The sequence below is a fragment of the Maribacter sp. 6B07 genome, assembly GCF_002700155.1.
Classification (GTDB): domain Bacteria; phylum Bacteroidota; class Bacteroidia; order Flavobacteriales; family Flavobacteriaceae; genus Maribacter; species Maribacter dokdonensis.
The window spans coordinates 1,175,793-1,200,227 of record NZ_PDUT01000001.1 but is presented as its reverse complement, the minus strand read 5'-3'; the positions used below and the strand labels follow the sequence as shown (position 1 = coordinate 1,200,227).

Here is a 24,435-nt window from a genome sequence, read left to right as displayed (position 1 = left end):
TTATTCTATCCAAAAATTAGGTGTTTTATTACTGCCAAATGTTCTACAATCTACACAGCCTAATGGTTTTACTATAAAAGGAGCACGGGATAGTTCTCCATTGGCATCAGGTTCAAAAAAGTTTTCATTCTCGCCAATATATCCTATTTGACCTGCTATGATTCCCTCTATTAGAGGTGAATTTGATCCGCGGTCAACTATAACTTTTCCATCAATTACTGTTGAGTGAAAACCGTCAGGGTAGAGTGCTGGTTCACGAATAACATCGCAAGAAATTATATAAGGGGGCAATGGCTCATTAGGATAGAAGTCTTCATAGTTGAAAAATATTCTTTTTTCACTATATGAGCTTAGTTCAAAGTAGCCAAATACAATTGCATCCTCAGAATTTTTGGCGCTTACATTTGATTTTAGCATACCGGTCTGCACATTGCTGAAAATACTTTCTGAACTTGAAAAATCTTCTAACGAATTAAAGAAAGCTGCGGCATTAATATCATGATGATACTGTTTTACTAAAATACTATAGCGATGTGATATTGCATAATTTTTGTTACTTACAAACCTAATTTCAAAATCATCTAGATCATTTGTAGTTAAATTACTTGTTGAAGCTAGAATAAGATGGTTAGATTTATTGCTGGCAAAGCAAATATTGGCTGGTTCATCCCGTACGGCTACCGTAACTTCCCAACCATCATCATCTTCACAAAAGAAATCATAATCAACTTGATCCCAATCGAACGGATTGTAATCTGGTGGAATTACTTTATAAGTCTCTTCATATTCATATCTAAAATAATTGGCTGAAGAAGAATTATTTGAATTACTCACCATAATTGAAACTCCGTCATTTTCAGAATTATTGAATTTACGTTGTGTCTTAAGTTCCGCTAATTCAATTTTAGAGGGTAAAGTCGTTTTGTTCGACTGATAAATAACATCATCTGAGGTTGTAATCTGTAACGTGTAAGCTCTACCCTGTTCCAAATTAATTGCTTCTATAGTGCTGTAATTTCCAGGCTTGTTTTCAATGAAATCTATGGTGCCTCCCAATTCATCTATTATACTAACTTGCGCCCCTATTTCAGGAGTTGGGTCAGTTTCGTCAAATGAGAAAGTTCTTGTCAAAAGAATAGTTTGCTGTTTGTTTTCGTCTGTTATTCTGGCATCGACTACTAATGCTCCATCTAAAATTTCAGTGATGTTTTCTGGTTCAAATTCTTCAATACAACCACTAATTTGTAGTGATGTATAAAAGATAACTGCCCATTTTAGTTCTTTTTTCATTTTGAGCACTTTTAAAATTTGAAATTATAAGTGATCGATGGAATAGGAATAGAAAAAATAGAACTTTGTAGCGCCTTTACCTCACCGTCATCGGTTACAAAAAATACCGAATATGGGTTGTTTCTACCTAAAACATTATAAACTGAAATGGTTACAAAGCTATGTGCCAATTTATTTTTCTTATGGTTGCCTTCAATATTTAAACCTAGGTCTAGACGATAGAAATCTGGAATTCTAAATTTATTTCTATCGCTAAAAGCAACAAAGTCTGCGTTGTTAAACCTAAATGTTCCAATAGGGTACGTAATAGGTCTGCCGGTTTGGTAAACAAAGTTGGCAGAAATGCTATAGCGCCTGGTAAAACGATAGTTGGTAATGACACTTACATCGTGCGGTTTATCAAAATTAGAGGGAAAGAAATCACCGTTATTTATGCGCTCTTCGCTAAACTCACTATCAAAACGATATAGTGATCTAGAGTAGGTGTAACTTAACCAGCCGTTTAAATCACCGCTCTTCTTTTTCAAAAGAAATTCTACTCCGTACGCTTTACCATCTCCCTGTAGTATTTGTGTCTCAACGTTTTCGTTCAAGAAGAGGTTGGCGCCAGTTTTAAAATCGAGCACATCTTCCATTTTCTTATAATACCCTTCAATACTTAATTCGTACTCATTTTCTTTAAAGTTTTTATAAAACCCTAGAGAGGCTTGGTAGCCTTTTTGTGGAGCTATATTTAAATCGGAAAGTTTCCATGTATCTATAGGAGATACCGTGGTGTTATTAGATAACGTGTGTAGAAATTGATAGGAATTATTTAAACTGGCTTTTACAGAAAAATCAGGTGTAAATAAATATCTGGCGGATAATCTAACTTCTGGTCCACCATAGGTTTTAATATTCTCACCACTTGAATATGATATGGTATCTTGAACGGTAGATTCGTTTTTTGGCATTCCGTCTTCATAGGTTCTTTGGGTGGCTTTACCTAGAGCGGCAAAAAATGCATAGCGTACACCTAGGTTTACGGATAGTTTTTCATTTAAAGTAAGTTCATCGCCAATAAAGAGGGCACCTTCTATAGCTTGCTCATTATCAATGGATCGAGGTGCAATATCAGACTCGTTACCATCGGGCTCTATACTGCCAGGGTTCACAGAATAGTATTTGGCAGATGCACCATAATCTAGTGTGTTTTTAGTATTTAAAGAGGTGCGTAACTTATATTTTATTTCAGTTTCGTTTATACCATAATCTAAGTTGAAATCGGTATTGGTTTCGCCGTCAAAATCAATTCCAAATCCGTAATTGCTATTGTTAAGAATAAGGGCCGTATTGGTTTTATCATTTATATTATGATTCCAACGAAGCGAAAATAGTCTGTTGTTATATTTATATAAAGAGTCAGACGTAATACTAAAAGCATCTCTACTATAATAAGCAGTAGCTTTAACATCATTTTTTTCGTTTACTTTATTATGGTATTTAATGATACCGTCAAAAAAGGACGCATTGCTATTATTTAGAGATTCTTCATCTAAAGATCTTAAAATCCAATCTGCATAAGCTGCTCTTCCACCAACGATCAATGATGATTTTTCTTTTTCCAACGGAATTTCTAAAGCTAAATTTGCGGTAACAGGTCCCACGGATCCTTCACCTGACAGTTTTTCTTCATTTCCGTTTTTTGATCTAATGTCAAAAACCGAAGAGAGTCTGCCACCAAATTCTACGGGTATTGCACCTTTATAAATGTCAACCCCCTTGGTAGTAAATGGGTTCAATGCCTGGAAAATACCAAAAAAGTGTTGCGGGTTATAAATAACAGCATCATCTAACAGTACAAGATTTTGATCCGTTTTGCCCCCCCGTACATTTAGACCCATGGCACCTTCACCTGCAGAGGATATACCTGGCAAAGCCTTGGCAACAGATAATATGTCGCGTTCTCCCAATACCAACGGTATATTTTTAGATTCTTCTGAATCTATTTGCTCACTACCCGTAATTGCTTCTTCTACATTTTTGAAGGCATCTGCTTCTACAACTACTTCATCTAATTGCTGAAGACCTTCTTCCATGAGTAAATCTAAATTGCCATTATTGAACATAATAATTTCACGTTCCGTAGAAGCAATGCCCATTGCGCGTATGTTTAGAACATTATGTCCTGCTGGTAATTCTAAAGAATAATTACCATTGGCATCGGTTACGGTAATTAGATTTGACCCTTTGGTACGTATTGCTAGATCTTGAATGGGATTTCCTGTACTAGAATTTATTGCTCTTCCCGTTAACAGATAGGTTTCTCTCAAGTTGTCAGGGTCACTTTTTCCTATTTTGGTAAGCTGGTAGGTTTTTTTACTTGGATTATCGGTATTGTAAAATACAGGTGGAGGACTGTTGTTTGTTATACGAGTACTATTTTTTTCTTCGGATGCTTCTTCAGGTCCAAAAAATCCTTTGGGCAATTCATCATAAACCAAACCGTTTTCTAATAGAATTATACGATTGGTAGCATTTAAAATATGAAAATTTAAAGAGGTGTCTTCTAATATAGTTTCCAATACAGAAGATAATTTCTCATTATTAAAGGTATTGTTCACTTTAATACCCTGTGTCCATTCCTCTAAAAAATAGAACTTATAATTGGTTTGGCTCTCAATATGGATAATGACATCTTCTAAGGGTATTGAAGAGTATTCGCCACTAATATTCGTATTATTTTGTGCGTAAATTGATGTAAGAGGGAATAGAAAAATAAAAATTATAAAGAATATATGGTCATAAAGATTCTTACTAATATTTTTTTTCGATTTAGTAATTGTCAATAACAAACAGTTATTGTTTGGTTGTTTGGTCATGTTAGTTAGTTGGATTCCTACAAGGTAAGAAAAACATAAATATCACAAAATGTGATTATTAAAATAATCGCAATAGGTTTTTGAGATTTAAATAATTTAACAAGCATTTTTTAAGAATACATTTAATTTGTTGTAACTATTTTATTTAAAGGGGATTATGTTATAAGGATGATTTCAATAATATCTAACCAAAGATATCAGATAAACGACTTGTTGTTTTCTGCAAAAGTTCTTGATTTTTGACTTCTAAAAATTGTATTCTATTTTATATCAGTAAATTATTACTATTTTTAACATAAATACTTGTTAAAATTATTAAATTGAATCAGTATCCAAATAACATCGAATACCTGGAAAAGCATCACCAAATATTTATTGAACAGACACCAACGGCAATAGCTATGTTAGATACTAACATGGTCTATTTAGCAGCGTCCAAACAATGGATTCGAGATTTTAAACTAGAAAAAGAAACTATTATAGGTAGATCCCATTATGATATTTTCCCGGAAATAGGTGATGATTGGAAAGCGAAACATCAAAAATGTTTACAAGGTGCCATAGATATATGTGATGAAGCACCCTTCTATCGGTCAGATGGCACTATTCAATGGATTTATTGGGATGTTAGGCCTTGGTATAATGCTGAAGGAAAAATTGGCGGTCTGTTAATGCACACTGGAGATATTACCGAGCAGAAGGAGAAAGAGTTAAAGGAAAAAAAATATAATACCATTTTAAGGGATACTAGTGATATTGCTAGAATTGGTACTTGGGAAATTGATCTTATAAAAGAAAAAGTGACCTGGAGTAATATGGTTTATGAAATACATGAAGCACCATTAGATTACAAACCTAGCATAGCTTCTGGATTAACATTTTTTGATGATGAGGAAAGTCGTAATAGCATTTTAAATGCACTGAAAGAAGCTCAGGAAATAGGAACGCCTATAAATTTAACCTTGCATCTTAGAACTTTCAAGGATAATTACAGATGGGTCAAAGTTATCGGCAAAATAGAACGAATTAATGGTGTTAGTTCTAAAATATTAGGTATAACTCAAGATATTACATCATCAAAAAACTCGGAAAAGCTTTTAAATGTAGCCCATGCAGAATTAGAAGCAATTTTTAATTCAAATTCTATTGCATTGATAACAACTGATAAAGACGGGGTAATTAATCGCTTCAATAGTGGTGCAGAGCAAATTCTTGGGTATTCGGCAAAGGAAATGATAGGGATTCAGAAACCTGAAATTTACCTGTTTGAAAACGAGTTAAAAATTTTTAAGAAAGATATGGAACTCCAGTTTAAAGGAGGATCCAATGGTGCTGATTTTAACTATAGAAACGAAAAAATTTTTAATACAAGACAATGGACCTTTAAGAGAAAAGATGGTACAACTTTTCCGGGTTTAAAAACTTTAACCGCTATTCAAGATGAGGACGGACTAAATAATGGCTTCGTAGCGGTTATTACCGATATTTCTAAGATCAAGGCGGTAAAAGATGAATTACGTAAAAAAAATGATTTATTGAATCTTGCCGAACACCTTAGCTTATTAGGTCATTGGCAATGGAATATTGTTGATGATGTAGCTAGCTGGTCAGATAATCTTTTTGCACTTTTAGATCACGAAGGTGAGAAATTTGCAATAAATTTTGACACGTATTTTTCCATGGTTCACGATGATGATAAAGAGAAGGTTTTAAAGCATTTTGAACTTGCAAAAAAAGAAAAGGAGTTTAAAAATTTTACGCATAGAATTGTAACTTTTGCTGGGAATATTAAGACTATTAAAATTATTGCAAATGTAATCTCGAATAAAAAGGGAGAAACTGTTGAAATGGTTGGTACATGCCAAGATGTGACCGAGAGCAAAATGACGGAGCAAAGTTTGATCAATGCTAAACAAGAATTAGAGGGCTTTACTCAAAAATTAAAATTACAGAACCAACAACTAGCAGATTTTACCCATATAACTTCGCATAATCTTAGAGCTCCGGTTGCCAATCTTAATTCTTTATTGGAAATTTATTCTTACGCTGAAAATGATGAGGAGCGTACAGATATATTCAATAAATTCAGTAGCGTAATAGACCACCTTTCCTCTACGCTCAATACGTTGATAGAGGCGCTTAAAGCTAAGGTGGGTGATGCTAATGAGAATATAGAAAAAGTTTACTTTAAAGATGTGTTTAAAGATACTTCCCAAATTTTAAGCGGAGCTATTTTAAAATCCAATGCAGTAATAGATACCGACTTTTCCCAACTTACCCATATATCCTATAATAAAATATATATGGAAAGTATATTTTTGAACTTGATCGGTAATGCCATTAAATATAGCGCCGAAGATAGAGCGCCACATATTGAAATTAAGACCGAGGTTAAAAATGAAATTAATATCATTACTTTTAAAGACAATGGCTTGGGTATTGATCTTAAAAAGCATGGATCTAAACTTTTTGGGTTGAATAAGGTTTTTCATAGACACCCAGATGCAAAGGGGGTAGGTTTGTACCTTACCAAAACTCAAATAGAAGCAATGGGCGGTACTATTTCCGCTACTAGCGAGGTAAATGTAGGAACCACATTTACTGTAAAATTTAATTAAGCTTGCTATGAAGAATATTTTAAAGACCTGTATTGTAGATGATGATTCTATTTATCAGTTTACTATGGTCAAAACCTTGGAGTCTACTAAATTACCTTTAGAAATTACGGTCTTTTCCGATGGTGAAGAAGCTATTGATTTTATGTTGGATAACTTAGATCAAGATTCTGTATTTCCTGATGTTATTTTCTTGGATATTGATATGCCTGTCATGGATGGTTTTCAATTCATGGAAGAATACGTGAAAATAAAACCAAGGGTGGGTAAGAAAATAACAATTTACATGGTGTCATCTTCTCTTGATCCCGTAGATATAGAAAGGGCTAAAAGAATAAGTGCTATATCTGACTACATTGTAAAGCCTATAGGTCTTGGTAGGTTAAAAACGATTATCGAAGGCTTGTTGGCGGAAAGAAACTGAAAGTGACATACTTTTTATCGCTCTAAATGGTCATATAGGTTAAAACAAATATCTTTATAAAGATTTTTTTTGCAACTACAATTAATTGGTTGTTAGGTATTAAATTTTCAATTTTTAAATTTTAACATTTCACAGGTAGGGTCTTGGTTATCCAAATTGTTCTATCATCAAATAATAAAAAATTTAAAGATGAAGAATTATTTAAAAACGGTTGCTGTTGCTTTTATTTCATTAATAATGACTGTTTCATGTAGTGATAATGAAAATGTATCTATGGATGCTGATTCATATAATACTACGTTTAAGATTACTGATGCTCCAATAGATAATGCAAATGTAGAAGCTGTCTTCATTACAGTTTCAAGTGTAAAAGTTGATGGTACTACGTTGGAAGGTTTCAATAAAACTACATTTGATTTGGCAGCTTTGGTCAATGGCGAGACTTTGACCCTAGGAAATATTGATTTAGAAGCAGGTACTTATTCTAATATTGAACTTGAGTTAGATTACACTGCCGATGCTGATGGTAATACACCTGGGTGTTATGTAGAATTTGTTAATGGAGAAAAAGATCAATTAGAGGCTACTTCAAATACAATCGATATAAACGATACATTCGAGGTGTTGGTAAGCACATCAAACGAAATTATTATAGATTTTGACTTAAGAAAAACTATTAAAGAAGAGCAAGGTACAACAGCTGATAATTTCGAGTTTGTTTCAATGTCAGAATTAACAACAGGTATTAGAACAGTTAATAATGCTATGGCTGGTAAAATTTCCGGTTCTGCAAATGACCAAAACAACACATCGGATAAAATTGTTGTTTACGCTTACGAACAAGGGACTTTTAATGCGGATGTAGAAAGTGAAGGACAAGGAGAAAGTAATATTTTATTTGCTAATGCTGTAACTAGTTCAGAAGTTAACAATCTTAGTAGTCAATATAATCTTAGCTTTCTTGAAGAAGGAGAATACGAATTAGTATTTGCGTCTTATAATAAAGATGGAGATGATTTTTATTTCAATTCCTTATTGACCGCAGAATCTACTACAGGAATTGATCTTGCAGGTATAAGTGTCTCATCATCTATACAGATTAATGCCAATGTAACTATTGTAGGTACTAAATAGTACACAAGAAAAGACAAGAAAGCCCTAGATAACTAATAGGGCTTTTTTATAGGTTCTGATTAAAGTTACAATTTGATTTATTTAAGTTAACGGGTTGTGGTTAAAGATTTTAATTTTGATGGAACCTTAAAACTAAACAAATGTCTTTACTAACAATAATATTGAATATACTTTTACCACCATTGGCCGTTTTTATGAAACACGGTATTGGTACAACATTATTAATAAGTATTTTATTGACTTTACTTGCATGGTTGCCAGGAGTAATACATGCCTTTATCGTAAATCAATAATCAGTTAAATTTTATGTCTTGCCTACTTTTGTTCTGGCAGCGACATTTAAAGCCGAATAATTATCAAACCCTTGATAATTATTCGGTTTTTTTGTGAAATTCAGGTTTATAAAGTGTTGTTAACATTTATTATGATTCACAAAGAGAATCTCCATTTATTTATATGATAACTTTGGTACGTTAGTAGTTGCATTCTCTTTCGACTATTTTGTTTTAATGGTCCATTAGAAATAATATTACAAATGTGATTCCCGTGAAATATATAGATATGAATAAAACAGTTAAAGCAGCATTTACTCTTATTTTTTTAATCATATTAAGTTGCAAAAATGGTAATGACTCAGGTAAAAACAATGGGTCTTTAGAAGATGCAGCCTCTAGAACAACGCTTGAAAGTGCTGAGGACATTATAAAGCATGCTATTAAAGCGCATGGAGGAGAACTTTATGATACGGCCAATTATGAGTTTGTTTTTAGGGATAAAATGTACATGTTCAATAATAAGAATGGCTATACTTATCGTGTAAATTTCAAGGATAGCTTAGGGAATAGAATTGAAGATAACATTGTAAATGGATCATTTGGTAGAAAGGTCAATGATGAGCCGGTACATCTATCTGAAAAGGATAGTACCGTATATAGCAATGCATTGAATTCAGTAATCTATTTTGCTACTTTGCCCCATAAGCTTAATGATAAAGCGGTACATAAGGAAAGCGTTGGTGAAACCGTAATCAAAGGGGAAGATTATGATGTAGTACGCGTTACTTTTGGTAAAGATGGTGGCGGTACCGATTATGATGATATATTCATGTATTGGGTAAATAAAAAATCTCATTATATAAATTACTTGGCTTACAGCTACAGTGTCAATGATGGCGGTGTGCGTTTTAGAAGTGCTTATAACCCTAGGACCATTGACGGTATTAGATTCCAAGATTATATTAATTGGGAGGCACCTGTTGGCACGCCATTAAAAGACTTACCGGCGTTGTTTAAGAAAGACAAACTAAAAGAGTTGTCAAGAATAGAGACTGTCGATGTGCGTAACCTAAATGCTACAGAATTGGCAGATTAACTTAGCTCTATATAAACACGATTTACTTATTGTATCTTTGAGAGAATGCGCTGAATTTGTATTCACAGGCGCATTAATGGAATATGTTGTTTAATTAAACTACGTCTTGCTATGAAGGGTGAAACCTTATTTGATAGTTTCAGGGATATTTCTGAAAAAGAATGGAAACAAAAGATACAGTACAATTTAAAAGGTAAAGACTACAATGAAGAGGTAGTGTGGAATTCACCTGAAGGTATTAAAGTAAAACCATTTTATCATGCAGAAGATCTAGAGCATATTACTATTCAACAGTCGCAAAATTCTACGTGGAAAATAGGGCAAAATATTTATGCCGGTAATGCCATAATGGCTAATGAAAAAGCGCTCAGATATCTAGAAAAAGGTGCAGAGGCTCTGCAGTTTATTGTTCCATCGGAGAACGTAGATGCAGTTATTATTTTGAACAATATTGATTTAAGTAGGGTTAAAGTATGTTTTGAGCTGCAATTTTTGTCTAAAACTTATATAAAACAGATTCTTGATAGAGTACCAAATGCAGATAAAATCCATTGGCAGATTGACCCCATAGGTCATTTGGCAAGGTCTGGAAATTGGTATGCAAATATGTCTTCGGATATGTCACTCATCGGGGAACTGTTTACATTGGATACCGAAACTATATTAAGTGTAGATGTTTCGCTTTATGAAAATGCCGGTGCAGACATTGTGCAACAATTGGCTTATGCAATGTCTCATGCGAACGAGTATTTGAATGTACTGCAGCAAGGTGAAAATTTAGAACAATTAAAAAGTATAGATTTCAAGGTTTCTGTAGCTGGTAATTATTTTTTTGAAATCGCAAAGTTAAAAGCCTTGCGGAACCTATGGAATGTTTTGTCCAAAGCTTATGGTATTACCATTTCCTGCTCCATAGTGTCACAGCCGTCAAAACGTAATAAGACCATTTATGATTTCAATGTAAATATGCTAAGAACTACTACAGAATGTATGTCTGCCGTGTTGGGCGGTTCTGATGTTGTTTTTAATTTGAATTATAACGCCGTTTATAAAAAAGATAATGATTTTGCCAATCGTATCGCCTTGAATCAACTTATTTTATTAAAAGAAGAAAGCTATTTTGATAAGGTGGAAAATGCAACTGAAGGTAGCTATTACATAGAAACTATTACGCATCAATTGGCAGAGAAGGCTTTACTTTTATTTAAGGCGATAGAAAAAGATGGGGGTTTCTTAAAGCAATTAAAAAATCATACCATACAAAATAAAATTGCCGATAGTGCCCGTAAACAACAAGAGAAGTTTGATGCCAAGAAGGTAGTATTAGTGGGTAGCAATGTATTTCAAAACGAAGCGGATAAAATGGGCGAAGCATTAGAATTATATCCGTTCGTGAAAAAGAATCCAAGAAAAACCTTGATTACGCCTATCATAGAAAAAAGATTGGCAGAGGAATTAGAGCAAAACCGTTTATCACATGAGTAGAAAAGACTTGCAACATATACAACTAGACACTTTTCTTGATAATGGTAAGCAACAAAATGCCATTAGTAAAGATTTGAAGAATACCTTGTTTACTACGGCCGAAAGTATTCCTTTGAAAAAAAGATATGCCAAACAAGATTTAGAGGAGGTAGAGCATTTAAATTTTGCAGCGGGCTTACCGCCGTTTCTTAGAGGGCCTTATGCAACCATGTATGTACAAAGACCTTGGACCATACGACAATATGCCGGTTTTTCCACTGCAGAGGAGAGCAATGAATTCTATAGAAAAAATTTAAAAGCAGGTCAAAAAGGTTTGTCGGTCGCCTTTGATCTTCCTACACATAGAGGATATGATAGTGATCATGAACGTGTTGTTGGCGATGTAGGTAAGGCGGGTGTTGCCATAGATACGGTTGAGGACATGAAGGTACTTTTTAAAGGTATTCCTTTGAATGAAATGTCAGTATCCATGACCATGAACGGTGCCGTGCTGCCTATAATGGCGTTTTATATTGTAGCGGCAGAAGAACAAGGGGTTTCTTTAGATAAGTTATCTGGAACTATACAGAATGATATTCTCAAGGAGTTTATGGTGCGCAATACGTATATCTATCCACCAAAACCATCTATGCAATTGGTTGCTGATATTTTTGAGTATACCAGTAAACATATGCCCAAGTTCAATAGTATAAGTATATCTGGTTACCATATGCACGAAGCTGGTGCACCTGCCCATTTAGAATTGGCATATACGTTGTCAGACGGTTTGGAATACATTAGAACTGGCTTAAAAGCAGGTTTGAAGATTGATGATTTTGCGCCTAGACTTTCTTTTTTCTGGGGAATTGGTATGAATCATTTTATGGAAATAGCCAAAATGCGTGCTGCCAGAATGTTGTGGGCCAAGGTGGTGAAAGAATTTGATCCAAAGAACGAAAAATCATTGATGCTGAGAACACATTGCCAAACCAGTGGTTGGAGCTTAACGGAGCAAGATCCTTTCAATAATGTGGCAAGGACTACTATAGAGGCAGCGGCTGCCGTTTTTGGCGGTACACAAAGTTTGCATACCAATGCATTGGATGAGGCAATTGCCTTACCTACGGATTTTTCTGCACGTATAGCTAGGGAAACACAATTATACTTGCAGCATGAAACAAACGTGACCAAAACCGTTGACCCTTGGGCAGGTAGTTATTATGTGGAGAAACTAACACATGATTTGGTGCACAAGGCATGGGAGTTGATGCAAGAAGTAGAGAACCTTGGCGGCATGACCAAAGCTATAGAAACTGGAATACCTAAAACCAGAATTGAAGAAGCCGCAGCAAGAAAACAAGCGCGTATAGATAGCGAACAAGATGTAATCGTTGGGGTCAATAAGTATCAATTGACAGAAGAAGATGAGCTTCAGATTTTGGAGGTCGATAATAAAGAAGTACGAAGACAGCAGTTACAACGATTAGAAGAAGTTAAGGCAAATAGAAATACCGCAGTGGTTGCACAAAAGCTGAAAGAACTAACTATCGCTGCAAAGAATAAATTGGATGATAGTGATTCGGAAGAAAATTTGCTAGCTTTAGCGGTATCTGCTGCAAGGGAAAGAGCAACTTTAGGTGAAATCAGTAGTGCTTTAGAAGAGGCTTTTGGCAGACATAAAGCTATTATAAATTCATTTACAGGCGTGTATTCAAGAGAAATCAAAGAAGATAAAAGCTTTAAAAAAGCGCAGGAGTTAGCCGATCGGTTTGCCGAGCAAGATGGTCGTAGACCACGTATAATGGTCGCTAAAATGGGACAGGACGGTCATGATCGTGGGGCTAAAGTGGTGGCAACCGGTTATGCCGATCTAGGATTCGATGTAGATATAGGTCCGCTTTTTCAAACACCAAAAGAAACCGCAAAACAGGCGGTAGAAAACGATGTACATATTTTAGGAATTTCATCACTTGCTGGCGGACATAAAACACTAGTTCCCGAAGTTATTAAGGAACTAAAAAGCTACGGCCGTGAAGACATTATGGTCATTGTTGGGGGAGTGGTGCCAAAACAAGATTATGGCTTTTTGAAGGAAGCGGGGGCTACTGCCGTATTTGGTCCTGGAACAAAGATTAGTGATGCAGCTTTTCAATTGTTAGAGCTACTTTTGGAATAAGTTTAAAAAATCGAATAAAAAAAGCCGAGCAAATCTATTGCTCGGCTTTTTTTATTTTAATCGGCATAATTATGCCGTAGCAATTTCTCCTTTACTTTCTTTACTTCTTAACCAGAAATAGAGAATAGTGAACAAAACAATTAGAATTGCAGGAAACAGTACCATGGTACTTAACGTTTCTTGACCGGAAACCAATTCTAATTCATCACCTGTAAACCCTTGGGCTTCGGCAGCAGCTCTATCTGCATCGATCCAACCACCAATGATTGGTTGAAAAATTGATGTAGAGAACATTCCTATCGCACCAATAATGGACATGCCCAAAGCTCCGGTTTTTGGAGTTTTGGTAGCGGTTAAGCCAATCATATTAGGCCAGAAATAGGCAACACCCAGAGCAAAGATTATAGCGGCTACGTAAGCCATAGTTCCAGTTTGTGTACTAAAAAGATAAATGCCTAAAGTAGCAAGTACGGCAGAACCCAAAAGCACACCTGTTTGGTTGAACTGAGCAACCATACTACCTCCAAAGAATCTTGCAACGGCCATCAATCCGGCAGTCAATGCTAATATTAGCGTTGGTTCTGCTCCACTTTTAGAAAGAATTAGACCTACCCATTGGTTAGGACCAAATTCTGATATGGCAGTTAATGCCATACAAACTCCTATGAATAAAAATAAGGGAGTGAACATGCCTTTCAGGTTTCCGCTAATAGTTGCCGCTTCCTCTATCTTAGCCTTAGGCCAAGTTTGTCCGTAAAATAAAAAGGCATAAATTATCGCAGGTATTAATAATAACCATACTTGACTTTGTCCGGTAATACCAAAATCTGTCATAAAACCAGAAAGTAAGCTACCAACGGCTATTCCACCAGGAAACCACATGTGAAAACGGTTAAGCATTGTGCTCATTCTGTTTCCCTTGTATGCATCTGCAATCATTGGGTTACATGCCGCTTCGGTACAACCGTTACCAAGACCTATAAGCAAGTTGGCTATCAAAAGACCTATATAGTTGCCAGAGAATATTAAAAGTAAAATACCGATTGAATGCGCAAAAAAGGCAAATTGCATAATTACTTTACCCCCTACTTTATGGTAGATCAAACCACCGATTACCATAGCTATGGGGAAACCTAAAAACCACATAGAGGTAATCAAACCGGCTTGACTTGCACTTAATGCCAGTTCCGTTTTTAATTGATCTAAAATACCTGCTGCTATGGCAAATGAGAATGCCGTTGTAATTAGGGCAAAGCAACTGGCATAAAAGAGCCTATTCGCATTTACCTTAGAAGTCGCTGTAGAACTTTCCATATTTAAATTGATTTAGTTGTTGTTTTGGTTAATTTGCTAAACTAATAAAAATGAAATAATATCAATGCTTTTTTAGTAAAATGATACCTTAACTACGACAGAATACACAAAAAATAGTATTTGTTTAATATTTAGTGTTTTTTATGCAATACAATGGCAAGTGAATTTTAAGGTATTATGTTGATAATGAAGTATTAGGTAACTTGTAACCATAATAATTTCAAATAAACTGACCCGTAATGAAACATTTTATATATATCGTTCTAACTTTTTTGTTGATCAGTTGTGCAGATAAAACCAAAGAAACTCAACAACGGGAAGAATTAATTCAAGAAACGGCAAATTCTAATTATAACCCAGAAGCTAAGTTAGATAGTTTAGGTATAGAACTTAGAGATCAGGGTGTTCCCATTGCAAACTACCAACACGTTGTAAGAGCTGGAAATTTATTGTTTTTAGCCGGTAAAGGACCAAAACAAGCTAATGGTGAGTACATGATAGGTAAATTGGGCGATAGTTTAACCGTAGAGCAGGGCTACCAAGCGGCAAGAGAAGCGGGTATTAATCAACTTTCCGTTTTAAAAGCCGAACTGGGCAACCTGAACAAAGTAAAACGAATTGTTAGTGCACACGGTATGGTGAATGCTTCTCCAGATTTTACAGATCATTCTAAAGTGATCAATGGTTTTTCAGATTTAATGGTCGAAGTTTTTGGTGAAAATGGCAAACATGCGCGTGCCGCGGTTGGTATGGTATCTTTACCTGTTGGTATGGCTGTAGAGATAGAAATGGTTGTTGAGGTTTACGAGTAATTAATTTAGCTCTTCTAAATTTTCACCTGTAAGATGATGCACATTTGCGGTAATCTGCTCTATAGGCCAGTTCCACCATTTCAATTCTAAAAGTTTAGCAATTTCTTTATCCGAGAATCGCTTCTTAATAAGCTTGGCGGGATTTCCGCCAACAATGGAGTATGGCAGTACATCTTTTGTTACGGTTGCATTACTTGCAATTATGGCCCCATCACCAATGGTTACTCCGGGCATTATGGTGGCGTTGTAGCCGATCCACACATCATTGCCTATTACGGTATTGCCTTTGGTAGGGTAGTTTTTTCCATCCATGGCATGTTGCCAATCCTTTCCGAAAATAGCAAATGGGTAAGCTGAAATGGAGTTGCTTAAATGATTGGCTCCGTTCATAATAAAGGTGACATTTGAAGCAATCATGCAGAACTTTCCAAAGATTAGTTTATCGCCCACAAAATCAAAATGATATTTTACATTTTTCTCAAAATTGGCTACGTCTTCAAAATTATCATAATAGGTATAATCACCTACAATAATATTCGGGTTTTTAATGATGTTTTTTAGAAAACACAATCTCTTATAGTTTTCTAATGGAAATAGGGTGTTTTTATCAGGGATATTCATAAAATGTTTCTTTAATTAAGATAGGTAATTTAGACTAAAGTAAAAAGTTCCATTTTTTCCTCCTTACCCTTTAATTCGGCTATACCTTGTGACATAATTTTCAAGCTTTCCTCTGGTTTTAGTTCTTTAATGAGCTCTTTAGAGATTAAAATGTCAACGTTATAAGTGTTACAGAGCCCTTGAATTCTTGCGGTTGTATTTAAAACATCACCGGTAAATATAATTTCTTTTTTTATCGTACCTATTTCGCCGGTTGTTACTTCGCCAACGTGAAAGCCAGATTTAAAAGTGGGCGCTAAACCAAAATTGTTTTTGTACCATTCCGACTTATTATGCAAGTCTTGTTTCATGGCTAAAAAGCAATTGATCCAGTTGTTGTTTTTTATTCCTTCCTCATACTTCCAGGAGATGATGATTTCATCGCCTACGTATTGATAAACCGAACCTGAATGATTGATGATGGCATTGGTAAAATCTGCATAGTACGCTTTAAGCATTTTAAAATATTCAATATGCCCTAAATGTTCTGCAATGGTTGTAGACGATTTCATATCGCAAAAAAGAAATATGCGCTTTTCTTGAATGGGCTTGTGGTATTTTCCGGTAAAAAAGTTCTTGAGTACGGCATCACCCACATTCTGACTAATTTCCGAATAGAAGAGTCCGGCAAATAGGCTTACTGCAATGGAAACCATGGTACTTAAAAAGTCTAGGCTTATTAAAAAATTAGATAACTTTTGTAATACCATTTGATGAAATACTGGTAAGCCCAATTCTATAGAAGCGGCTATTGGATATACAATTATAATGGTAATCAGCAGTAGAAAGGAATACAGACCAAGTTTGTAAAGTATTTTCTTGTAAAAGCTTTTATTGTTGAACAAATTACCTAACCAAAGTACTTCTATAGTTCCCATCAACAAACCAATAAGCGTTACTGAGGTCATAGCAAATACAAATACCTTAGGGGTTAGTGTAATTGCTGCATTTGGGTTTATGTTTTTATTGCCGGTAGCTGCTTCTTGAATAAATAAAACAAAAAGACCAATTACAAACCATATTACACCAAATGGTAAAATACGTTGTAATCTTCTTTTTGATTTAGGTGACAAACCCATACCCGTTATTATTCTCTTGGTTATAACTAAAATAGCAAAGAATAATAGAAAAGACCGGGATTATAATGGAAATATGAATAGGCGAAAGTGTTTAGGGTTTTATGAAATGAACATATCAATTTCATAACAGTATGTTTACGTACAAATGACCTTGTAGAAAACAATGATCCCTAATTTTGCAGCGCCCTAATAAAGGGATACGTTCTTAGTTTGAGTTAGTTTGAAAAAGCCGATTGTTGAAATCGGCTTTTTTATGCCATAAATATTGGTCATAACCATTAAACCTTTCGGATTCAATTTTTGTTTTCGGTAAAAAAGAATACCCATAAAAAGGCAATTACCAAACAAATAGCAAAAAATCCGAAAAGGTTAATGTAGTTAGACATGAGTAGGAATTTTCTGCTAAACTATAAAAACTAAGAAAGGGTAATGGTCATCTAATGTTATTTTCGATAAACGGTAGTGTTTTTTTAAGTTTTAAGTATTGAACTTGCTAATTATCAATAAATTAATGTGCTATGTTAGGGTAAAATCCTGGTTGGTTATCTTTTGCTCCATATTTCATACATAGGTTCACCTTTACTGTTTTTACCTGTGTGGTGCCAATCTTTTCCTTTTATGTTATAATTAAAATTCAATTGTGCCCCAACTCTGGTATCATCTTTTGAGAAGAATTCAATATGTTCTGTGTATATACCATCTAATGAGGTGTAGCTACCACCACCTGTACCAGAAAACCTAAAAGATTCAGTGTCATACGCTATCCATTGAAATGTATTGTCCATTAATAACTTCAATGTTTTTCTAGAATTTTCTTCGCCACGTCTTTCTTGACCATTATCTGGTCCTCTAGTGGCAAAGAGCCAAGCGCCATCTAAATCTTGGGCAGCTGGGGTAGTGGGCTCTAATGCTAACTTTTGGCTCCAATGCAGTTGTAAATTTTCACCATCCATTTTAAAAGGTATGGTAAGTTGTTTCAAGGCGTCTTTTTCGTAATCGGAGTTAAACTCCAATTGGACTACTAAGGTATTTTGAGATGAGGTGTTCTCTATTTTAAAAAAACCCCCTACAGTCTTAATGAATTTTGCAGGGTCAACTTCATACTGGTTATAGATGAAATAGTCACCGTTTATTTTTACTTGATGCACTGTTTTTGATTTGTTGTTTTGTACGGTGTCAGTGTAAATTCCGGTCGGAATTTGACCGTATACAACCAAACTTGAAGCCAAAAGCAGTAAAATACTTGCCAAAATCGGTTTTAAATTAATTTTTTCCATTGGTGTTGTGTGTTTGTAAAAATTTGAAAATTAAGTAGTTATCGTAAAGTTGGTAATTATTTTTAGTATGAAAATTGAAAAAAATGTTAATTGTCGTAAAAAAAATGAAAACGCTTGTTTTTTCATTTTTTTTGATTTCATTTGTCATGTCCTAATATACAACTTTGTGTGTTGGAGATTTCAAGCTTTTAGCTGAACATTATGTATCGTTATTCTATGTTCGGGTTTGAGGGAAATTGGAAGTATTTCCCACAAATGGCTTATAAGATAGGTTGCCGATTAGTAAAGCAAACTTCCAATTCATTTTCTACTATCATGCAAAGTCAGCATGATTACTTCTTTATTCCTACTACGCAGAGGCAAATTTTGGTGTGATACACTATTCAACATGGTTACGTTTTCTTAACTTTAAGTCTTTGGGCTAGTTACTATATTTAACAAATATCAAATTTCATTATAATTCAATTTCATGAATACCAAATACATTGATCTAATTGATCAAACTTACTATTTCCCCCAAGAAGAGTTCAATCTAGATGGTGAACACCTACAATTTCACGGCATACCTCTAAATGAGCTGGTAAAGCAATATGGCAGCCCTTTGAAATTTACTTATTTGCCTAAAATTTCAGAAAATATTCTAAGGGCAAAAAACTGGTTTGCAAATGCTATAGAAAAAAATAATTACAAGGGTAAATATCACTATTGTTACTGTACTAAAAGCTCGCATTTTCAGCATATAATGCATGAAGCTTTAAAAAACAATATTCATATGGAAACCTCTTCTGCCTTTGATATCAATATCATTGAAAAACTTAAAGCAGATGGTAAATTAAGCAATGACACTTTTGTTATCTGTAACGGATTTAAACGTGAAAAATACATTGATAATATTGCTCGCTTAATAAATAATGGACACCAGAACTGTATTCCTATTATAGATAATTATGAAGAAATAGATTTACTTTCAGATGCTATCAATGACACCTTTAAAGTAGGTATTCGTATAGCATCTGAAGAAGAGCCTAAATTCGAATTTTATACTTCTCGTTTAGGTATTGGCTATAAGAATATTGTTCCTTTCTATGAGAACCAGATCAAGGATAATGATAAGGTAGAGCTTAAAATGCTTCACTTCTTCATTAATACCGGTATTCGTGACAATGCTTATTACTGGAACGAGCTTGTAAAATGTCTTAAGGTTTATGTTCGTCTAAAGAAAATTTGCCCATCATTGGACAGTTTAAATATTGGTGGCGGCTTCCCTATAAAGAACACCCTGGCTTTTGAGTATGATTACCAATACATGATCAATGAAATTTTAAATCAGATCAATATCACTTGCTCAGAAGCAGATGTGCCCGTTCCTCATATTTTTACCGAATTCGGTAGCTTTACTGTAGGTGAAAGTGGTGGTGCCATTTATGAGATCTTATATCAAAAACAACAGAATGATCGCGAAAAGTGGAATATGATAGATTCTTCTTTTATAACCACATTGCCAGATACTTGGGCAATCAATAAAAGATTTATCATGTTACCGATCAATAGGTGGAATGATGAGTATGAGCGTGTATTGTTGGGCGGACTAACTTGTGATAGTGATGACTATTATAACAGTGAGCAGAACATGAACGCTATTTATTTGCCTAAGTATAAAAGGGAAAAACCGTTGTATATAGGTTTTTTCAATACTGGAGCCTATCAAGAGACCATTGGCGGGTATGGTGGTTTACAGCACTGTTTAATTCCACAGCCAAAACATATTTTGATTGATAAAGATGAAAACGGTAACTTCACTTACAAACTCTTTAGGTCCCAGCAAAAAGCAGAAGACCTGCTAAATATTCTGGGTTATGAGGTAGAGCCAGAAAATGAATAAAAATAATCCGGTAACAAAGACCGATAGAAATAGAAATACGTATATAAAATTGAAAATATTACTAAAAAACCACTTAACAATAGCTAATATATCATGAGTACATCTAAGAATTATGCCGGTATTTCCGATGAATTCGCACAACTAGAAAAATCCAAAATTATCTTGATACCTGTTCCTTATGACGGAACAAGTACTTGGGGTAAAGGAGCGGACAAAGGTCCTGAAGCTTTCTTGGAAGCTTCGGAAAACATGGAATTGTATGATATTGAAACCGATTCTGAAGTCTACAAGCAGGGTATTCATTTAACTGAGCCAATTACAGAGAATAGTTCTCCAGAGGCAATGGTAAATGAGGTACATAACATTACCAAAGATTTTATTAAACGTAACAAGTTTGTAACCCTTTTTGGCGGTGAACATTCAATATCTATTGGTTCTATTAGAGCCTTTAACGAGTGTTTTGATAATTTAACGGTATTGCAGATAGATGCACATGCGGATCTTAGGGAATCTTATGAAGGTACAAAGTATAACCATGCCTGTGCCGTATACGAAGCTAGCCAGACTACCAATTTGGTTCAGGTAGGTATTCGTTCTATGGATGTGATTGAAAAGACTGTATTGGATGAGGAAAAAACTTTTTTTGCCCATGATATGGTTGCTGATGAATATTGGTCAGATAAGGTTATAGAAGCAATGACCGAAAATGTCTTTATAACATTGGACCTTGATGCTTTTGATCCGTCCATTATGCCTTCTACCGGTACACCAGAACCAGGAGGACTACTTTGGTATGAGACCTTGGAGTTTTTAAAGCAGGTTTTTGAAGATAAGAACGTGGTAGGTTTTGACATTGTTGAACTTTGCCCTAACAAAAATGATAAATCGTCAGACTTTTTGGCGGCTAAATTATATTACAAAATGCTCAGCTATAAATTTGCGGGGCAAGACATAGATCAAGAGTATGACAATACTTTTGATATTGATTATAAAGCAAATACAAATTCAAGATTCGAAGATGACGAAGACTAAAGGTGCAATCACCAATTTCATAGAAAAATATTATTTACACTTTAATGCGGCTGCTTTGGTAGATGCTGCCAAAGGGTATGAAGAACAGCTGGACAACGGTGCCAAAATGTTGGTTTCTTTGGCCGGTGCTATGTCTACTGCTGAATTGGGTAAGATCTTTGCAGAGGTTATACGCCAAGATAAGGTACAGATCATTTCCTGTACCGGTGCCAATTTAGAAGAGGATATTATGAATTTGGTGGCGCATTCTCATTACAAGCGTGTACCTAATTATAGAGATCTGACTCCGCAAGACGAGTGGGACCTGTTGGAAAAAGGCTTGAATAGGGTTACCGATACTTGTATTCCAGAAGAGGAAGCTTTTAGAAGATTGCAAGAGCATATTTTCAAAATTTGGAAAGATGCAGATGATAAGGGCGAGCGTTATTTGCCACATGAGTTCATGTACAAAATGTTACTTTCCGGAGTGTTAGAGGAATATTATGAAATAGACCTTAAAGATTCTTGGATGTACGCTGCTGCAGAAAAGAACCTGCCTATTATTTGCCCAGGTTGGGAAGATAGTACTATGGGTAACATTTTTGCATCGTATGTAATGAAAGGTGAACTAAAGGCAAGTACCATGAAATCTGGTATTGAATACATGACCTTCTTGGCAGACTGGTATACGGCAAATTCTGAAAACGGAATTGGGTTCTTCCAAATTGGTGGAGGTATCGCCGGAGATTTTCCTATTTGTGTTGTACCAATGCTGTATCAAGATATGGAACGTACAGATACTCCGTTCTGGAGCTATTTCTGCCAAATTAGCGACAGTACCACAAGTTATGGTTCATACTCGGGCGCTGTACCAAATGAAAAAATTACCTGGGGAAAATTAGATATCAATACACCCAAATATATAATTGAAAGTGATGCGACAATTGTTGCGCCCTTAATTTTTGCTTACCTATTAGACATGTAATTATGGACAAGAACGCACATTTAAAAAGAGTCATAGTCGACTTTAAAAAATTGACACCAGAAGTGTTGAAACTGTTGGTAGAAAGATACCCGGATGGGTATGATGACCGTAATATTATCTCCTTTAGAAATGCTCAAGGAGAGCGTATAGAAGCTGTTGAGGTATTGACCGAAGACACTAAGTATTTAGTAAAAATCAGTGCTAAGCTTGAATATACAATGGAGAATTATGACGAGGATGATTATGAAGATTTTGATGATGATGATCCAACTGCCGTTGTAGAACCAAATCCTGAGGATATGGTGGATGGCGATGATGAAGATTAGTTTTTCTATCGCTCAAGTTGCTCCTGCACTTTAGAGAATAATACATCCGGTCTATTTTTTGTAGACCGGAAAACCAGGTCTTTCTCGCAATGCGAGATGTTACGATTACAATTTCCGATTGTCCTTTGGGACTGTCCCAAAATGGATTACCAATAAAACTATAAAACTAATTATCGTTGTGCTTACAACAGGTATATGAAAATTGATGAAATTGAAAATATTGAATTAAAGTTTTTGGACCTTGATGATTATCAAGAACTTAAAACTGCTATGATTTCTGCCTACACCAATATGCCGGGTTCATATTGGAAAGAGAAACATATAAAATCGTTGATCGAAAAGTTTCCTGAGGGTCAGGTCGTTATTAAGATCAATGGTCAACTTGCAGGGGTAGCCCTTTCTATTGTCGTAGATTATGATGCTTTTGATGACAACCATACCTATGAGCAGATTACGGGCAAATACTCTTTTGACACCCATGATAATGAGGGTGATGTGCTCTATGGTATTGAGGTGTTTATAAAGCCAAGCTTTAGGGGTCTTCGTTTAGGGCGTCGTTTATATGATTATAGAAAAGAGCTTTGTGAAAAGTTAAACTTAAAAAGCATTGTTTTTGGTGGTAGAATGCCAAATTACCATGCCTATGCATCAAAACTATCACCCAAAGAATACATTGATAAGGTTCGTAGAAAAGAGATTCAAGATCCTGTACTGAATTTTCAGATCAGTAATGACTTTCATCCTGCCAAGGTAATGAAAGGGTATTTAGATGGCGATAAGGCTTCTCAAGATTTTGCTATTTTGATGGAGTGGGATAATATCTATTACCAAAAACCGTCTAAAAAAGCCGCTACTAAAAAAACCGTAATTAGATTAGGGTTGATTCAATGGCAAATGAGACCGTACAAGGATCTAGATGAATTGTTGGAGCAGGCAGAGTATTTTATCGACGCCGTTTCTGGTTACCGATCAGACTTTGCATTGTTTCCGGAGTTTTTTAACGCACCCTTAATGGCGGTTAACAATCATATGTCTACGCCAGATGCTATTCGTGAATTGGCAAAGCATACACAGGCAATTGCCCAAAAATTCTCTGAGTTTTCCATATCGTACAACATTAATATCATTACAGGTAGTATGCCGGAAATGATCGATGGTCGCTTGTACAATGTGGGGTATTTATGTAGAAGGGATGGTAGTATGGAGCGCTATGAAAAACTTCACGTAACACCAGATGAAGCCAAGGTTTGGGGAATGCAAGGCGGTAATCAATTAAAGGCTTTTGATACTGATTGTGGTAAAATTGGGGTGTTGGTGTGCTATGATTCTGAGTTTCCTGAGCTTAGTAGACTGCTTGCAGATGAAGGTATGGATATTTTGTTCGTTCCTTTCTTGACAGATACCCAAAATGGTTATTCTAGAGTGCGTAATTGTGCGCAGGCTAGAGCAATAGAAAATGAATGTTATGTTGCTATTGCAGGTAGTGTGGGTAACTTGCCAAATGTTCAGAATATGGATATTCAGTTTGCCCAGTCAATGGTTTTTACACCGTGCGATTTCTCTTTTCCAACAAACGGAATCAAAGCGGAGGCAACACCGAATACCGAAATGATCTTAATTGCCGATGTTGATATTAGTTTATTACGTGAACTAAATCAGTTTGGTGCAGTACGTAATCTTCGTGATAGAAGAACAGATTTATTTGAGCTTAAAAAGAAATAAGAAAACTCCGTATTTAAAAGGAGCTAAAAATA

Annotated in this window: 19 protein-coding genes; 13 read left to right on the top strand and 6 right to left on the bottom strand. The window is 35.2% G+C overall.

Annotated features, from left to right (window positions below; genetic code table 11):
* Both CSC80_RS05035 and CSC80_RS05030 read right to left on the bottom strand, forming a co-directional pair.
* Positions 1–1,290, bottom strand: coding sequence for a DUF4249 domain-containing protein (locus CSC80_RS05035; RefSeq protein ID WP_099190223.1), 1,290 nt, complete (start codon positions 1,288–1,290; stop codon positions 1–3).
* Positions 1,291–1,301: 11 nt separating this feature from the next.
* Positions 1,302–4,151, bottom strand: a complete 2,850-nt coding sequence (locus CSC80_RS05030) for a TonB-dependent receptor (RefSeq protein ID WP_099190221.1) — start codon at positions 4,149–4,151, stop codon at positions 1,302–1,304.
* 320 nt (positions 4,152–4,471) lie between these two features.
* On the opposite strand from CSC80_RS05030, the gene CSC80_RS05025 reads away from it, so the two are divergent.
* From CSC80_RS05025 to scpA, 7 genes are all read left to right on the top strand, one after another.
* Positions 4,472–6,769, top strand: coding sequence for a PAS domain S-box protein (locus tag CSC80_RS05025; RefSeq protein WP_099190219.1), 2,298 nt, complete (start codon positions 4,472–4,474; stop codon positions 6,767–6,769).
* 7 nt (positions 6,770–6,776) lie between these two features.
* Positions 6,777–7,190, top strand: coding sequence for a response regulator (locus tag CSC80_RS05020; RefSeq protein ID WP_099190217.1), 414 nt, complete (start codon positions 6,777–6,779; stop codon positions 7,188–7,190).
* Positions 7,191–7,379: 189 nt separating this feature from the next.
* On the top strand, positions 7,380–8,324 hold the full coding sequence (locus CSC80_RS05015) for a DUF4382 domain-containing protein (RefSeq protein WP_099190215.1): 945 nt from the start codon (positions 7,380–7,382) through the stop codon (positions 8,322–8,324).
* A 140-nt stretch (positions 8,325–8,464) separates the two neighbouring features.
* Positions 8,465–8,617, top strand: coding sequence for a YqaE/Pmp3 family membrane protein (locus CSC80_RS05010; RefSeq protein ID WP_036151377.1), 153 nt, complete (start codon positions 8,465–8,467; stop codon positions 8,615–8,617).
* Between the two features lie 268 nt (positions 8,618–8,885).
* A complete protein-coding gene (locus tag CSC80_RS05005) occupies positions 8,886–9,695 on the top strand; it encodes a DUF6503 family protein (RefSeq protein ID WP_099190213.1) in 810 nt (269 codons plus the stop codon).
* Positions 9,696–9,806: 111 nt separating this feature from the next.
* Positions 9,807–11,180, top strand: coding sequence for a methylmalonyl-CoA mutase subunit beta (locus CSC80_RS05000; RefSeq protein WP_099190211.1), 1,374 nt, complete (start codon positions 9,807–9,809; stop codon positions 11,178–11,180).
* Positions 11,173–13,335: a methylmalonyl-CoA mutase gene (gene scpA / locus CSC80_RS04995; protein WP_099190209.1), complete on the top strand. Its 2,163-nt coding sequence runs from the start codon at positions 11,173–11,175 to the stop codon at positions 13,333–13,335. Before CSC80_RS05000 ends, scpA begins: the two co-directional genes overlap by 8 nt.
* Positions 13,336–13,404: 69 nt before the next feature.
* Here scpA and CSC80_RS04990 read toward each other — a convergent pair whose 3' ends face one another.
* Positions 13,405–14,649, bottom strand: a complete 1,245-nt coding sequence (locus CSC80_RS04990) for an MFS transporter (RefSeq protein WP_058104205.1) — start codon at positions 14,647–14,649, stop codon at positions 13,405–13,407.
* Positions 14,650–14,888: 239 nt separating this feature from the next.
* Here CSC80_RS04990 and CSC80_RS04985 point away from each other — a divergent pair, with 239 nt between their 5' ends.
* Positions 14,889–15,461 carry a RidA family protein gene (locus CSC80_RS04985; protein WP_058104204.1) on the top strand — a complete coding sequence of 191 codons (573 nt, stop codon included), beginning with the start codon at positions 14,889–14,891 and terminating at the stop codon, positions 15,459–15,461.
* Here CSC80_RS04985 and CSC80_RS04980 read toward each other — a convergent pair whose 3' ends face one another.
* The 3 genes from CSC80_RS04980 to CSC80_RS04970 all read right to left on the bottom strand — a co-directional run bounded on the left by CSC80_RS04980 (position 15,462) and on the right by CSC80_RS04970 (position 18,477).
* Positions 15,462–16,082 (bottom strand): CatB-related O-acetyltransferase, encoded by a 621-nt coding sequence (locus tag CSC80_RS04980; protein ID WP_099190207.1) that lies wholly within the window; start codon positions 16,080–16,082, stop codon positions 15,462–15,464.
* 29 nt (positions 16,083–16,111) lie between these two features.
* Positions 16,112–17,200 carry an adenylate/guanylate cyclase domain-containing protein gene (locus CSC80_RS04975; RefSeq protein WP_099190205.1) on the bottom strand — a complete coding sequence of 363 codons (1,089 nt, stop codon included), beginning with the start codon at positions 17,198–17,200 and terminating at the stop codon, positions 16,112–16,114.
* Positions 17,201–17,742: 542 nt separating this feature from the next.
* Complete coding sequence (locus CSC80_RS04970; protein ID WP_236973324.1) at positions 17,743–18,477, bottom strand: hypothetical protein; 735 nt, start codon at positions 18,475–18,477, stop codon at positions 17,743–17,745.
* 469 nt (positions 18,478–18,946) lie between these two features.
* Here CSC80_RS04970 and CSC80_RS04965 point away from each other — a divergent pair, with 469 nt between their 5' ends.
* The 5 genes from CSC80_RS04965 to CSC80_RS04945 all read left to right on the top strand — a co-directional run bounded on the left by CSC80_RS04965 (position 18,947) and on the right by CSC80_RS04945 (position 24,403).
* Positions 18,947–20,359 carry an arginine decarboxylase gene (locus CSC80_RS04965; RefSeq protein ID WP_058104187.1) on the top strand — a complete coding sequence of 471 codons (1,413 nt, stop codon included), beginning with the start codon at positions 18,947–18,949 and terminating at the stop codon, positions 20,357–20,359.
* Positions 20,360–20,452: 93 nt separating this feature from the next.
* On the top strand, positions 20,453–21,391 hold the full coding sequence (gene speB / locus CSC80_RS04960) for an agmatinase (RefSeq protein WP_099190203.1): 939 nt from the start codon (positions 20,453–20,455) through the stop codon (positions 21,389–21,391).
* Positions 21,378–22,355, top strand: a complete 978-nt coding sequence (locus tag CSC80_RS04955; RefSeq protein WP_071342557.1) for a deoxyhypusine synthase family protein — start codon at positions 21,378–21,380, stop codon at positions 22,353–22,355. Before speB ends, CSC80_RS04955 begins: the two co-directional genes overlap by 14 nt.
* A 2-nt stretch (positions 22,356–22,357) precedes the next feature.
* Entirely contained in the window at positions 22,358–22,681 is a 324-nt protein-coding gene (locus CSC80_RS04950) for a hypothetical protein (protein ID WP_058104185.1), read from the top strand.
* A 195-nt stretch (positions 22,682–22,876) separates the two neighbouring features.
* Positions 22,877–24,403: a bifunctional GNAT family N-acetyltransferase/carbon-nitrogen hydrolase family protein gene (locus tag CSC80_RS04945; protein WP_058104184.1), complete on the top strand. Its 1,527-nt coding sequence runs from the start codon at positions 22,877–22,879 to the stop codon at positions 24,401–24,403.
* Positions 24,404–24,435: the final 32 nt, after the last annotated feature.